The organism is Streptomyces sp. NPDC008163, assembly GCF_042956885.1.
Classification (GTDB): domain Bacteria; phylum Actinomycetota; class Actinomycetes; order Streptomycetales; family Streptomycetaceae; genus Streptomyces; species Streptomyces drozdowiczii_A.
This window is the reverse complement of sequence record NZ_JBIBHG010000009.1, coordinates 45,975-58,701: the sequence shown is the minus strand read 5'-3', so window position 1 is coordinate 58,701 and position 12,727 is coordinate 45,975. Positions and strand designations below refer to the sequence as shown.

Annotated in this window: 13 protein-coding genes and 1 pseudogene; 5 read left to right on the top strand and 9 right to left on the bottom strand. The window is 67.9% G+C overall.

The window, feature by feature from the left end; all coding sequences use genetic code 11:
• Positions 1-74: 74 nt before the first annotated feature.
• Entirely contained in the window at positions 75-419 is a 345-nt protein-coding gene (locus tag ACFZAT_RS20660; RefSeq protein WP_391265676.1) for a hypothetical protein, read from the bottom strand.
• Positions 420-1,307: 888 nt separating this feature from the next.
• Here ACFZAT_RS20660 and ACFZAT_RS20655 point away from each other — a divergent pair.
• Positions 1,308-1,892: a peptidoglycan-binding protein gene (locus ACFZAT_RS20655; protein WP_391265675.1), complete on the top strand. Its 585-nt coding sequence runs from the start codon at positions 1,308-1,310 to the stop codon at positions 1,890-1,892.
• A 90-nt stretch (positions 1,893-1,982) separates the two neighbouring features.
• On the opposite strand, the pseudogene ACFZAT_RS20650 reads toward ACFZAT_RS20655, so the two are convergent.
• A pseudogene (locus ACFZAT_RS20650) lies at positions 1,983-2,350 on the bottom strand (transposase); the annotation flags it as partial.
• Between the two features lie 602 nt (positions 2,351-2,952).
• Between ACFZAT_RS20650 and ACFZAT_RS20645 the strand changes: the two are divergent.
• The gene (locus ACFZAT_RS20645) at positions 2,953-3,114 is read left to right on the top strand and encodes a DUF4253 domain-containing protein (protein WP_391266019.1); all 162 of its coding nucleotides are present in this window, start codon (positions 2,953-2,955) and stop codon (positions 3,112-3,114) included.
• A gap of 37 nt (positions 3,115-3,151) precedes the next feature.
• Positions 3,152-3,996, top strand: a protein-coding gene (locus tag ACFZAT_RS20640) for an IS5 family transposase (protein WP_391265674.1) whose coding sequence is annotated in 2 segments (ribosomal slippage) — positions 3,152-3,491 and positions 3,491-3,996 — 846 coding nt in all. Because the reading frame shifts where the segments join, the coding sequence is not laid out codon by codon here.
• A gap of 86 nt (positions 3,997-4,082) precedes the next feature.
• Here ACFZAT_RS20640 and ACFZAT_RS20635 read toward each other — a convergent pair.
• Entirely contained in the window at positions 4,083-6,575 is a 2,493-nt protein-coding gene (locus ACFZAT_RS20635) for a hypothetical protein (protein WP_391265673.1), read from the bottom strand.
• A gap of 109 nt (positions 6,576-6,684) precedes the next feature.
• Positions 6,685-7,365, bottom strand: coding sequence for a barstar family protein (locus ACFZAT_RS20630; RefSeq protein WP_391265672.1), 681 nt, complete (start codon positions 7,363-7,365; stop codon positions 6,685-6,687).
• 224 nt (positions 7,366-7,589) lie between these two features.
• Here ACFZAT_RS20630 and ACFZAT_RS20625 point away from each other — a divergent pair, with 224 nt between their 5' ends.
• On the top strand, positions 7,590-7,994 hold the full coding sequence (locus tag ACFZAT_RS20625) for a hypothetical protein (protein ID WP_391265671.1): 405 nt from the start codon (positions 7,590-7,592) through the stop codon (positions 7,992-7,994).
• Here the strand turns inward: ACFZAT_RS20625 and ACFZAT_RS20620 are convergent.
• Together ACFZAT_RS20620 and ACFZAT_RS20615 are read right to left on the bottom strand one after the other, a co-directional pair.
• Complete coding sequence (locus tag ACFZAT_RS20620) at positions 7,959-8,171, bottom strand: transposase (RefSeq protein WP_391265670.1); 213 nt, start codon at positions 8,169-8,171, stop codon at positions 7,959-7,961. The genes ACFZAT_RS20625 and ACFZAT_RS20620 overlap by 36 nt on opposite strands.
• A gap of 306 nt (positions 8,172-8,477) precedes the next feature.
• Positions 8,478-8,699: a hypothetical protein gene (locus tag ACFZAT_RS20615; protein WP_391265669.1), complete on the bottom strand. Its 222-nt coding sequence runs from the start codon at positions 8,697-8,699 to the stop codon at positions 8,478-8,480.
• 118 nt (positions 8,700-8,817) lie between these two features.
• On the opposite strand from ACFZAT_RS20615, the gene ACFZAT_RS20610 reads away from it, so the two are divergent.
• Complete coding sequence (locus tag ACFZAT_RS20610) at positions 8,818-9,690, top strand: oxygenase MpaB family protein (protein WP_391265668.1); 873 nt, start codon at positions 8,818-8,820, stop codon at positions 9,688-9,690.
• Between the two features lie 202 nt (positions 9,691-9,892).
• On the opposite strand, the gene ACFZAT_RS20605 is transcribed toward ACFZAT_RS20610, so the two are convergent.
• The 3 genes from ACFZAT_RS20605 to ACFZAT_RS20595 form a co-directional block, all read right to left on the bottom strand.
• Entirely contained in the window at positions 9,893-10,234 is a 342-nt protein-coding gene (locus ACFZAT_RS20605) for a DUF5713 family protein (RefSeq protein ID WP_391265667.1), read from the bottom strand.
• A 91-nt stretch (positions 10,235-10,325) separates the two neighbouring features.
• Positions 10,326-11,177, bottom strand: a complete 852-nt coding sequence (locus ACFZAT_RS20600; RefSeq protein ID WP_391266016.1) for an IS5 family transposase — start codon at positions 11,175-11,177, stop codon at positions 10,326-10,328.
• Between the two features lie 172 nt (positions 11,178-11,349).
• The gene (locus ACFZAT_RS20595) at positions 11,350-12,111 is read right to left on the bottom strand and encodes a GNAT family N-acetyltransferase (protein WP_391265666.1); all 762 of its coding nucleotides are present in this window, start codon (positions 12,109-12,111) and stop codon (positions 11,350-11,352) included.
• Positions 12,112-12,727: the final 616 nt, after the last annotated feature.

Genomic DNA, 12,727 nt, shown 5'->3' with positions numbered 1-12,727 from the left:
GACTCCACACCGCGGTGGTGCCGCCTCGCGGCGTTCGAGGCGGCACCAGGTGGTCGTTCAGCGCGGGCGTTCGGTCAGCACGAGGCGATCAGCTTGTAGCCGACGTATACATCGCCGCGCGAGTTGATGTTGACGGTCGAGCCCGCCGCCCCCACGGTGTTCGACGCCCACACCGCGTAACCGCCCGGGGTGTAGAGCACGAAGTTGCCGTCCCCCTGATACGTCGCATGGTTGGCGCCGGACCCGTATGTGTTCGATGCCCAGCAGAACGTACGGCTTTGGCGGCCCTCGGTCGGGTCGCCGTCCCAGCGGTACTCGACCAGGTTGCCGTCCGCCTGCATGATCAGCTCGAACGTGGTGCTGCTGTTGGTGACACCGGTGACCGAGTCCCCGACGTTGAGGGTATGGCCTCTGGTCAATGCGAGCATGTTGTTCGCAGAGGCGGTTCCGGTTACACCGACAACAGATACCACCGCTGCGGCGCCTGCTATGAGCATGTGGATGGTTTTGCGCATGGGTGTCCCCCCAGAGATGCATTGGGTTGATTGGATGGCGCACTTGACCCCGTTGTGGCGCAGACGGGCTCAGAGGTGAGGCTCCACAGTGCCGGGGGCACTCGGTAGTGGCAACCTTGATCCAGCGTCTCGGCGTCTCGTCTCCCTCTTACTTCTCTGACCTGCGGATTGGGACGTCCCGCCACTGAGGGACTTGCGCGATACCTCATGCGAGGGATGTGTCCACAGGCCGGCGTTGAGAAGGGCGGACGTCGTTCTGTGGCGGTCTCGGCGGTCTCGGCGGTCTCGGCGGTCTCGGCGGTGCTCTCCGGGCTCTACGCGTGACGTGGTGACGCAGAAACCCGGTTTCCCGCGTACCGGCCTCAGCGTCCTTTGCCGGTCGGGGACTTCTTTGGCGACAGGCCGGGGTGCCGGTGCATCGGGGTGCGGCGTCGGCCCCGGTGGTGAGCGGGACGAGGCGTCCGCCGATTGGGACGATCCCGGCGTCGAGACACGAGGCAAGCCTCCGGATCTTCGAGCCTGCGTGAATAGCCGAGGATCGCAAGACAGCGTCGTCAAGAGCCGGGACCGCCCCGGCATGTCTCCCCCTCCTCCAAGCGCCGCTGCATAAGGGCAGGTCGCCGCCTTGCTGCGGAAGGAACGTCCCGGTCCGGGTTTGGGATGTCCCGGTCCGGGTCTGGGACATCCCAAACCCGGACCGGGACGCCGATCCGGGTTGTGCCGGCGGTGACCCGACCGGCAGAGTTGTTCGCACCGCCCCCCACCGCACATCAAAACTCCTCGAGTCGGGGCATGGACCGGCTGCGCCGTCGCCGCGTCAGCGTCGCAGCCTTCCTTGGCCGGCATGCACACCCACAAAGGTCCCGGCTGCAGGAGTGGTGCGTCCGAACTCACCCAATCGGCGGCGAAGTTGTGGCGATGGCCGTCACGCTTTTCGACGCGTTCTCACCCAACGGCACTGTGCCGACTCAAACCACATCTCCTAAGGACTCCACTATGTTCAAGACGTACGCCTTCCGCGCAGCAGCAGTGGCTGGTGCCGCGCTCCTGACCGTGGGAGCACTCTCGGGCAGTGCCAGTGCCTCCACCAGCTCGTCCTACGTCGGCTATGGTCACGTAACCAGTGGCACCCCGGTCTGGTGTGTGCAGCACCTCGTGAACGACTACCGGCGCGCGGCCGGAGAGCGTCAGATCTCCGAGGACAATGTCTGGGGTCAGGAGACCTACACCGCAGTCAAGGAGTTCCAGAGCATCTCCAGTCTGCAGGTCGACGGCGTCGTGGGCCCGCAGACCGGGAACAAGCTGCTGAACTTCGACTGGACCGACAAGTACGCCCACACAGGCTATTGCTACGGATACGTACCCACGACCTGGTGATGGATAGCCTCTTCAGCGGCGCCTGAGGACGCTTCTTCCTCCGTGTGTAGGCAGCCAGCCAGCGTTCGTAGGGATTCCTGCTGCGGTCTGTCAAGCCGCAAGTGCGGCGGATGGCCCGAGTTCGTGGGTCCGTCCGCCGCGGAGGAGGGCCCGGCGGACGTTGACGCGGCGGCGGGCGAGGGCGAGAACAGCCTGGATGTGGCGTTTGCCCTCGGCCCGCTTGCGTTCGTAAACCCGGCGCGACTCCTCGCAGTGGCGGATGCTGAACAACGCGGAGACGTAGAAGACACGTTGGAGTCTGCGTTTGTAGCGTCGCGGCCGGAGAAGGTCGCGCCTGATCTTCCCGAAGTCACGAGGCACGGGTGCGACGCCACCGAAACCTGCGGGCGGTCTGCGGTGCCGAAGACGCTCATGTCACCGCCGGTCGCAGCCAGGAACTCGGCGCCGAGGATCACACCTGGGGCGCTTCGTTTGGATCACTGATGGCGGAGGCGTCCTCGAGTCCTGCGAGTAACCGCGCTGTCAGCACCACGGTCTACGGTGCGACCATGTCGTTTGCCCTGCCCGATGGTCTGCCTGCCGGCCGCTTTCTGTCTTCCGGTTCTGTCTTCCGGCCTTGCACTCGTGTGGGTCTCTGACGATTTTCCTCACGACGTCGATCAGCTGTGGCCTCACCTGCTGAGCCAGCAGAAAGCCTGCGGCCTGGTGCCACTCCTGTGCCGGCCCGGTGCCATGGGAAGGCCGCTCGGCCTGGGCCACGTCGCTGCCGTCCGTCTGGAGGAGGCGCTGGCCACGGACTTCATCGAGTACCGGCGCAGGAGGCTGCCCTTCTGGATGGACCCGACACCGGCCCCGGCGCCGGAAGAAGTCGAGCCATGGCCACACGACCCCGGGCCGCCCTTTGAGCAGTGGCCGGGCCTGGCACCTCAGATGCCAGCTGCGTCCGCAGGCCCGACGCCAGAGGAGGCGGCGGCAAGCTTGCTGACCTGGTTCATCGAGACGGAGCCATTTGGGCTGGCCGGGTGTCGCCTCGTGCTCGTCCCTGCCCGTCGCGGTAGCGATGCGCTGGCGTCCGCCCGCTGAAGCAGAGCACGCGAACTTGCTCGCCTTGGAGCACGTGCTCTCGACCGCGAACAACATCGTCGATGATCCGCCCACCCCGTTCCCTGAGTACGCGATGGACCTCGTGGGACGGAATCGTTGGTCGTTCTGGTGGGACTAGTCATGACGGCCGGGCTACCACCCTCGTTGGTCCGGGCGTGCCGTTGACTGATGCGCAGTGGACGCGGATCGAGCCGTTGCTCCCGGACCGGACACCGAAGCGTGGGGGCCGGTGGAGAGACCACCGTGAAGTGATCGACGCGATCGCCTGGAAGTTCCAGACCAGCTCGCAGTGGGTGCATCTGCCGGCGAAGTACGGCAACTGGCGAGACGTCTATAACCGGCTGCGGATGTGGGCCGTCGACGGCACGTGGGAGCGCGTCTTCACCGCGCTCGTCGCGCAGGCCGATGCCGAAGAAGATGTCGACTGGGCCGTCTCGGTTGACTCCACCATCGTGCGCGCTCATCAGCATGCGGCTGTGGCCCGTAAAAAGGGGCTCCGGCCGGCGAGCCGGACGACCACGCCGTCGGCCGGTCCCGCGGCGGACTGACCACGAAGATCCATCTGGCATCCCATGCCCCCTGCCGGCCTCTGGCCTTCTACCTCACGGCCGGACAGGCCGGTGACGCGCCCGCCTTCTCGCAGGTGATGGCCCGCCTGCGCGTTCCGCGTCGACGAGGACGGCCTCGCACGAGGCCAGACCTGGTCCTGGCCGACAAGGCGTACTCCTCGCGGGCGATCCGCGACCACCTCCGTAAGCGCGGGATCCGCGCAGTGATCCCAGTTCCAGCTGATGGACGTGGTCACCGGCTTCATCGTGGGAGCCGTGGCGGCAGGCCACCGGTATTCGACCGCGAGGCATACAAACAGCGGCACACGGTGGAACGCTGCATCAACCGCTCGACACAGTGGCGAGGGCTCGCGACCCGCTGCGAGAAGACCGCGACGGTCTACCTGGCCGGGCTCCACATCGCGGGAATCTTCCTCTGGTCTGCCCGGTGATCAAAAGGTAAGGCCCTGGCTCGGACCACTACCTCCCGCGTCCAGGTCCGTCCACCAGGCCCGCTTGCCGGGTCCGCACACCGTGTTCAGGAGCCGACGGGTGGAGCCGCTGCTCCTGTCGGTGCTGCGAGTTCCCGTTCAATCTGGGGGAGTCGTCCGATGTTGCGTCGCTGGGTGAGGAGTGCGGGTATCAGCAGCGCGGAGGCCGCCAACAGCACGATCCCGAGCACGAATTCCCCGAGCACCAAGGACACGACGCCGCCGGCGGCGAAGGCGGCCATCATGGCTGGCAGCACCCAGCGCCTGCCCTTCGTCAGTGCACGCTGCTGTTTCCGCACGAGCGCGGCCATGGCCTTTCGGGCCTGCGGATCGCGGGGAATGCGCCCCTGGCGCAGCCACCGACCGACGATCGGCACCTGCCACGGGCTCAGTCCGGTCTCCTCGGCAATCTGTCGACGTACACGCCTGCCATTCCACCACGAGGCGATCACCGCACCGAGGCCACCACCGATTCCCCCGTTGTTCGGATGCCCGAGTGTGACGCTCAATGCGACGTTCAGGGCGATGGCCACCCCGGAAGCGACGAGCACGATGAGCCCCACCTGCACCCAGGGCCGGTCGTTCCAGCGGCGCTCGGCCTCCCAGTCGAACGGCTCATCCGGCTTACTGTCCACCGCACTTCTCAGGTCTTCGGTCATCATCACCCCTGGGCGCACTGCACGACGGACCGGTACTGGCCGATCCCTATTGCAGACGCCTGCCCGACGGGTGCCTTCACATGTATGAACGCTTTCTTCCGCATGTGAATGTGAATATCCTCGGCGGCAGTGAGGGCCTCTCGTTCGAATCATGCGGGGCTCGCTCCACGCCAATCTAGTGGCGTTGTCGTCGGTCGCCTTGAAAGGCACAGCACCGGAGCCCGCTCCCCGATCCGGTCTGATCCAGACGAAAGGCCCTAGTTGACGCAGTGCGGCCGACACCGCGGGCGGCATCGGGTGGGCGGGGTCCCACAGCCCTGGGCCCGCGTCAGCGGCTCGCAGCAGCACCCACAGCGTGCCGCAACCGCCGTCGGCGAAGGTGTGGTTGGCATATCCTCCCGAGTCGTCGGGGACGGTGATCCGGCCGTATCGGACGTTGGCCCGTGCCGCGACGGCGGTGATCAGGCGCTCCGCGCCGCGGCTGCCGACGTCCAGCAGGACTCCGTCCACCCGCTCAGGCCCCCGGGCGAATCCGGTGGGCGCCGTGCTGTGCCGGGCCGCGATGGCGTCCTCGATCCGTCGCAGCGCCTTCCCCGTGGTGATGCCGTGGCGGGCCGCGGCGGCCAGCAGGCGCCCCTCGCCAGCCAGGCCGTCGTGATGCGCGAGGCGGGAGCCGGGTGCCTCAGCCACGCTCATCACCTGTACGGCAGACCGGTTCGCCGCCTCACGGGCGACCTGGACGGCGGGGGCGTGGCCCAGGGCATGGCCGAGGGCCAGCAGGAACCAGGCGACTCCGGTGGGACCGGCCAGGAGACCGCCCGCCGGGTCGCCGTCCGTCCACGGGCGTTCCACCTGTGGTGGCCCGCCAACCGCGTTCGCCGCGAGCAGGGCGTCGGCGCAGGCCAGGGCCGAGGTACGGAGTTCGGTGCCGCCGGTGGCGAGATACAGCCGCAGCAGCAGGGGGCCCAGGCCTGCGATGCCGTGACCCAAACTCAGCCGCGTCCCCGTTCCGCCGGATCCGGCGAGCGGGACGACCGCCCCGGCCGGCTCGGCCGCCCGGGTCAACAACCTGTCGCGCAGCAGCTGATCCCGCAGCACCTCGGCGGCGTCCCACAGGGCCCACAGACGGCCGGCCTCTCCGGTGGCCAGGCCCAGGCGAGGACCCGAGGTCAGGGACTGCGGCCAGGGCTGCCGCCGGACGTGGTCGGCGGTCCGCCGGACCGCGTCGTGCAGCCGGGTGGGGTCGGCCCCGGTGAGCGAGGACGGCGCCGCCATGGCGCGAGTCAGTAGCAGCAGCGGCCCGCAGACTCCGAAGTCCGCGCCGAGCGAGTCCCGCCGACCGCGCCAGGGCGCGTCGAGACGGAGCGCTCCGGGCCCGTGGACCCGGACGCGGTCGACCAATTCGCCGATGCCGTCGGCGAGCACCGCCCGGGGATCGGGGCAGGTGCCGCGGACGGGCGTGGCGGAGGCGCGGGCCCCGCCCGCGGCCGCCCACGGTCCCGGCCGGCTCAGCCGGTTCGCGGCCTTCGCCCCAGTGAGCCGGTGCTGGGGATCCTCCCGCATCAAGGCCTCCACCAGGGGCGCCACGGCCTCGGCGAAGCCCTGCCGGTCCCGCAGGGCCGCCAGTTGACCGGCCAGCAGTTCGCCCGCGCTCCACATGCCGTTCAGGTGGAGCGGGTCGCGTCCGGCGGCCAGCAGGAACAACAGACCGCACAGTGCGTGGCAGTCGGCTGGCGACCCCGGCGCCCGGTCGACGAGGGCGGCATAGTGCTGTTCCGGGGCGGCGTAGCCGAGTGTGTTGTCGCGCAGGACCAGATCGCCGGGCCGGGCCGCGAGCTCCAGGTCGATGAGGGTGCAGCGGCCACCCGGGCCGACCATCACATTGCCCGGTGACAGGTCGCACAGGGTGCGTCAGCATCCCCCCCGTCCGCCGCCGTCCGCAGGAGTCCGAATGACGTTCCCCAGGCCGCTGCCTGGAAGTAACGACCTGTCACCGAAGGATGACGCTCACACCCCGTTCCGCGAAGATCTCCAGGAGCAGGTCGAACAGTGCAGGCCCGCGACCACCGGCGGGCGCGCATTCCGCCAACCGCGCCCGAGCCTCGGCCGAGAAATCCCAGTGCAAGGTGAACGGAGTGGTCACGCCCCAGCCGCCTCTCAAGCAATCGTCCAGAGCGTCCACGTTCCAGCCGAAGTATCCACCGGGTCCGTTGATGGCCTCACCGATCGCGCAGTAGAAGCTGTCTTCGTCGACGATGTGTCGGCCGTCCAGGGTGAACACCTGCCCGGCAGCCGCATCGGGCTTCCCCTGGCGTTGGTACTTCCGGGACCACAGGGCCACCGACAGCCACGCATGTCGGTCCTCGGGAGCGAGTTCGCGCCACATCCCGGTGTGGTTCAGGTGACCGGTGCGAACCAGCTCCCACGGTCGTTCCGCTCCGGGCAGGGCGTTCTCGCACCAGAGCGTCACCGTGAGGTCGACGAGTCCGGCACCACTGGCGGACGGCTTGACGTCGATGACGGTGACCTCGTTGACGAAATAGGACCCCATGGTGGCGCCTTCACCGTCGAGGAGTTCGAACCAGGCGTTCCCCGCCGCGGCACGACGACTGCCGACGTGGTCAACGCACCTCAGTAGGCCACCCTGCGGGAGGAGACCCGCGATGTGCACTCGGCGGGCTCCTTCCTCATCCGGCAGGCGCGTGAACAACCCCTCCGCTTCGTGAGCGAAGCCCCAGAAGTCGCTGTCGTCCTCGTCCGAGGTGAGCGCGTACCTCTGCCCCTCGCCGCCTCGCCCTGATGTTCGCATTGACCCCCCCCCATGAAGAACTCCTAACAGAATGACTCATTGGGGTCGGCTGCCCGATGTGAGGTGCTGTCGGGCAGCATGGGGCGATGGACCTTGAGCGGCCGCTGCCACGCGAGGTGAAGATCATCGATTCGGCCTCGTTGTTCCGGCTGGAAGAGCGGGCGGGTGACCTCGGCCTGAGCCAGCGGTTGGACCCGACGTGGGTGCGGGCGAATGCGGCGCCCGGCGGCACCCACTATCTGTGGCCGGCCTTGTGGCACGCCCTGACCCACCGCCCTGACGTACCCGATCACGTGCGGTGGGAACTGCTGATCACTCTGCGTACGGGAGACCACGTGGTGAGCTGGCTGGACGTGATCCCTGACGACTTCGCCCCGCTGCCGAAGATGATCTCACGCGAAGAGAGAATGCAGGTCAGACAGCTCCTTGACCAAGCTCCTTCGGTCCGGGAATGGCTACTGCGAGAGGGCGAGGGATCGAGTTGCTTGTGACAGGCGTCCCCGGCAGATGAGTGCGCACCCCAGGATGAGGAAGGCCTTTTGGATGTCGTCGCGGATCTCCCAGCGGACGCGCAGGCGGCGGAACCAGGGCAAGTGGGCGAAGGCGCGCTCGACAACCCAGCGTTGAGTGCCGTGGGCGGTCCCACGTCGCGCGATCAGTGGCTTCACGCCCAGCGCGCGGACGAGGCGGCGTTACCTGGCGTGGTCATAGCCCGCTTCCGCCCGGGATGACGCGTGCGACGTTCGATCTTCGGCAGTAGCGGCTCGATCACGCCCACAGCTCGTCATCGACGTCCCACAGCTACCGCCGAGCGACACCGCACCCCCAGATCAACGGGCCCCGGAGTGATCCGACCACCTCGAAGATCATTTCGTTAGGAGCTCTGAGTGGGGACCCCGGGCCGCGCGACACCCGTAGCCGGTGGACCGGCCCGCCGGGCCGGTCCACCGGCTCTGTTCCCTTGCCGCGCCGGCTCAGGAGGTACAGCGAGGGGCGTGGTGGAGGAACCGGCGGGCGGCGCCGACGGAGATCTCGCGGACACCTGTGCAGGAGCAGGACAGCGGGTCGCTGGTCGCGGCGATGACCTGACATGCGTAGCCGTCGGAGGCGACATCGATGAGCGTCTCGATGAGCCGGTCTCCGGTGGCCTTGCCAAGATCGCCGTGCGATCGTCGAGGGTGTTCACTGAGGCCCATCCGGATCAGTCCGCAGACCGCTTCTCCGATCCCGGCACGCTCGGAGCGTGACCGTGCGATGTCATGGGCGAGGTGCTGAAGCTCGCGGCTCTCCGCCCTGCAGGCGCATACTGAGGTCATGACCTCGTTCGCACGAGCGCTCCCGCATCTGCGCGAACGTGTCGGCAGTGCCGTATTCGAACGGGTCGCCGGCCCGATGGGGCCGGAGAACCGAGTTCGCATCCATCAGACACCTGGCCCGCGATGGTACGGCGCCGACCGCCCCGTTCGCAGGGTCCATGCCGACGCGTCGATGTTCATCGGCGGGCTGCGGGCTTTGCTGTTGCAGTCGCTGCACCCATTGGCGATGGCCGCTGTGGACGCGCACTCCGGGTTTCGCGGTGATCCGTGGGGACGCCTGCAACGAACGAGCACATTTCTCGCTGTGACCACCTTTGGAACCTCCGAGCATGCCCAGGAAGCAGTCGAACGAGTTCGCGAGGTGCACAGTCATGTGCGCGGCACCACTACGTACGGCGACCCGTACGAGGCATCGGATCCTCATCTTCTCGGTTGGGTCCACGCAGCCGAAGCTGACAGCTTCCTCGTTGCCCACCAGCGTTTTGGTGCCGAGCCCCTTGACGCCGAGGGATGTGACGCTTACGTGGCCGACATGGCTCTGGTGGGAAGGGCGCTCGGCGTAAGCAACGCCCCGACAACCCGACTGGAACTCGATGAGCGGCTTGCCGCCTATCGCAGCGAACTGCGCGAGACGAAAGAGGCGCGCGACGCCGCCCGCTTCATCCTGCTGCACCCGCCGCTCCCGTGGGTCGCGCGAGCGCCGTATGCCGTTCTCGCGGCGAACGCGGTCGTCTCCCTTCCTTACTGGGCACAGACGTCATTGGGGCTGCGTCGCCTCCCAGGGCCGGTACAGGCGTGTGTGCCCCCGGCAGGTCACGCCCTGACCAAGACGATCCGGTGGGTCATGACCTCACCCGACTCGACTTCGTGATGTGCGCATGCAGGGCGGCCTGTCCTCATTGGCCAGCAGTCGCACCTGGTGCCATGCATTCACTGGGAGGCCCGCAGCGGCGTCGGGGGAGAAGCCTTCAGGGCTGACGGCACAGAAGGCCCGGCGGCCAGTGGACAGCTTCTCGGAATGGGCGCACTCGGCCATCGCTTCGAGGTAGCCGACGGGCATCTCCGGTCTTTGCTCACCAGTTCCTGTTGGCGATCAGCTCTTCCGCATCCGCGTCTGCGAACCCGTATGCCGACGCGACAAGCCAGAACTCCTCAGCGATCCATTCACGCGCAACGGTCTCGATCTCACTCCCGGCTGCCTCTAACTTCGCTTCCAGCAGATTGAACTCCTCCGTCGCGGCCTGGGTGAGCGCGTGCAAGGCTTGCAGATTCGGCGGCTGCTCAGCCTCAATCCGCTCGCACAGCCGCAGCAGGATCGCCCTGCCTTGGTCGACGACGTGATCGGGGAAGTACGAGTCCTCGTACATGGGCTGCAGAAACGCGTGCCCCGCTACCTGCTGGTTTGTGATTGGCATGGCGTCTTCCCGGCTACAGAAATCTGACGCCCCGATCATGCACGACACCACTGACAGCGACACCTTCTCTGTAAGAGCGTCCGCCAGTAGGTCATCGGATGCGTGGGTTTCGGGGTCGGGTGTTCCAGCGGTAGAGGGGCCGGGAGCGTTGGATCAGGCAGCGGACGGTGATGATGGCGGCGGCCAGGGCGAGGAAGAACTCGATGGCCGCTCTCCGACGTTCGGTGCAGCGCCGGAGTTTGCCGAAGTTGTTCATCCAGGAATTCGTGCGCTCTACCACCCAACGGCCGCCGGTCTGGATCGGGGTCTTCGCGCCGCGCGCGGCGATGCGCGCATCGATCCCGCGGGCAGCCAGGTCATCGTGGACCATGTGGTAGTCGTATCCGGCATCCAGGGCAAGGCGCGGGTGCTTGGGCAGCGGCCCGAGGGTCGGCTCCAGGGCGGGGAAGCGGTCGAGGGTAGCGGGCAGCAGGGTGTGGTCGCGGGCGTTGGCCGGTGCGGGCTCGGTGACCAGCGGTATACCGGTACCGTCGGTCAACTGCGAGCGTTTCATGCCGAGTTTGGCTCGGTCGACCGGGCTCCTGCCGGCGCACTCGCCACCAGAGGGCGCCTTGGTGATGCAGCCATCGGCGCTCAGGCGGTCGAGTTCGAGGCCGATCATGCGGTCGTAGGCGGAGAGCGCGATCAGCCGCAAGGTCTCCATCACGCCAGCGGCGATCCACTCGTCGCGGCGCCGGCGCAAGGTGGTGGCCGAGCAGTGCTCGTCGGCGGCACGTTCGTATCCGCAGCCGAAGACCAGGACCTGTACCAGGCGGTCGAAGACGAGCGCATCGCTGATCCTCGGGTTGTGGCAGCCCAGCGGGTGCCGGTCCTCGCGCACGGGCAGCAGCGCGAGGAACTGGTCGCGGATCGGGGCGAGAATGCATGATGGGACAGCAGGCACGGATCCCCCGGTGATCATGAAGCATAGAGAGCTCCATGATCGGGCGAACCGTTTCCGCCCTGCTATCGCCTACTCGTATACCCCTTGGGGAAGTTGGCGCACTGTCGCTGGTTTGCAGCCGAACCCGGGCTCAGGGTGCTCGGCAACAGTGGGCCCCGGTTTATCCCTGCCGTCAGCGGTTGAGGAAGGAGTAGCTGCGGCCGAGCTCGGTGAAGCCGCGGCAGGAGTACCACTCGCGCGGCCAGTCGGTCGCGTCCGCGACGAGGAAGAGCTGCGGGATCTCGGCAGAGGCGGCCAACGCCAGCCCTGTGGCGAGCAGAGTGTCTCCGTAGCCCTGCTTACGGTGCAGCACAGCGGTGACGAGGTCCTCCAGCTGAGCCAGCCCGGCGGTTCGGTCGAGGTAGAGGTCGGCCCAGGCCGCGATCTCCCCCTCCGGGGTCCGGGCGGCCAGGAAGGACACCTTCTCGGCGCCGCGCAGGCGGGCGGTACGGCGCTCGGTGAGCTGTCGAGCGAGTTCCTCGTCCAGGCCCCAGTCCAGTTGCTGGCGGAACACCGCCGCTCGCAGCTCGGCCAGCTCGACCGGGTGCGCGGCAGGTTCGGGCAGCGCGCAGCCAGCTGTCTCCCGGGCCAGTATCAGCTCGGTGTCCCGGTCGTAGCCGGCCGCCGCCAGCACCGGGGTGGCCCGCTCCCCGAGCGCCTCGTCCAGCAGCGTGATCCGGTACTGCTGGCGCGGTCCGAGGCCCTGCGCAGCCAGTTCGGGCAGTGCGGCCGGGTCGGCGTCTGAGGCGTGGACGATCAGTTGGTTGTGCTCCTGGGATTGGGGGAAGTCCGAGTCGCGGACGGCGAAGGCCCCGGGCAGCTCGACGGTCTCAGAGGCCTGGCGGCGGGCGAAGGCGGCGCGGAAGGCGGTCACGCGCTCAAGCAGATCCGACATCTTCGTCATGATCGTCCCGCCCACTGCCGGGGGCAACAACTTTTCCCTACCGGCGGACGCTCTAAGCCAGATCAGTCGTGACCAGCGCCTTTGCGGCAGGCCGTAATGAGGGCAGCGAGAGGTGCTGTTGATCGGCGGGCGGAGTGCGGCTCGTCCGGCAACTCGCGGCCCTGGACCTGGAGGACGTCGAAGGCGATGCAGTGCCGGCAGGGAGGCGGCGAGGGCGGGGCGCCGCGTATGGCGCTGATCGGCGTTGCAGCGCGGGGAAGCTCAGGTGTCCGTTCCCGTCGAGCACGACGAGTTCGCGGTTTATGTGAGCTACCGCATGTGTCTCATCAACAGCTTCTCAGCCGTCGGCAGATCACCAGCGTGAGTGGTTCCTGAGCGGAGGTGAGGCGCCTGTGCTTCGGCTTCGGGATGGTGGACGGGTTCGATGTCGATGAGCGGGATGGGGGCGGTGCCGTGGTCGCGGATCTGTGCACGACGAGCCGGGCTCGTCGGGAGAGCTGCCTGGGTCCTGGCACGGGGCCGCTTCCCCTCCGTGTCTGCGGAGGGGAGGATCCGCACAGGCCGGTATGCGCTGGTGCTGGACGGCAGTGCCCGGAGCCGGCCGTAC

Coding starts and splice junctions, on each gene's coding strand:
- ACFZAT_RS20610 (WP_391265668.1), top strand. CDS start 8,818: ATGACCTCGTTCGCACGAGCGCTCCCGCATCTGCGCGAACGTGTCGGC.
- ACFZAT_RS20645 (WP_391266019.1), top strand. CDS start 2,953: ATGCGCTGGCGTCCGCCCGCTGAAGCAGAGCACGCGAACTTGCTCGCC.
- ACFZAT_RS20625 (WP_391265671.1), top strand. CDS start 7,590: ATGGACCTTGAGCGGCCGCTGCCACGCGAGGTGAAGATCATCGATTCG.
- ACFZAT_RS20615 (WP_391265669.1), bottom strand. CDS start 8,699: ATGGGCCTCAGTGAACACCCTCGACGATCGCACGGCGATCTTGGCAAG.
- ACFZAT_RS20595 (WP_391265666.1), bottom strand. CDS start 12,111: ATGTCGGATCTGCTTGAGCGCGTGACCGCCTTCCGCGCCGCCTTCGCC.
- ACFZAT_RS20605 (WP_391265667.1), bottom strand. CDS start 10,234: ATGCCAATCACAAACCAGCAGGTAGCGGGGCACGCGTTTCTGCAGCCC.
- ACFZAT_RS20655 (WP_391265675.1), top strand. CDS start 1,308: ATGGACCGGCTGCGCCGTCGCCGCGTCAGCGTCGCAGCCTTCCTTGGC.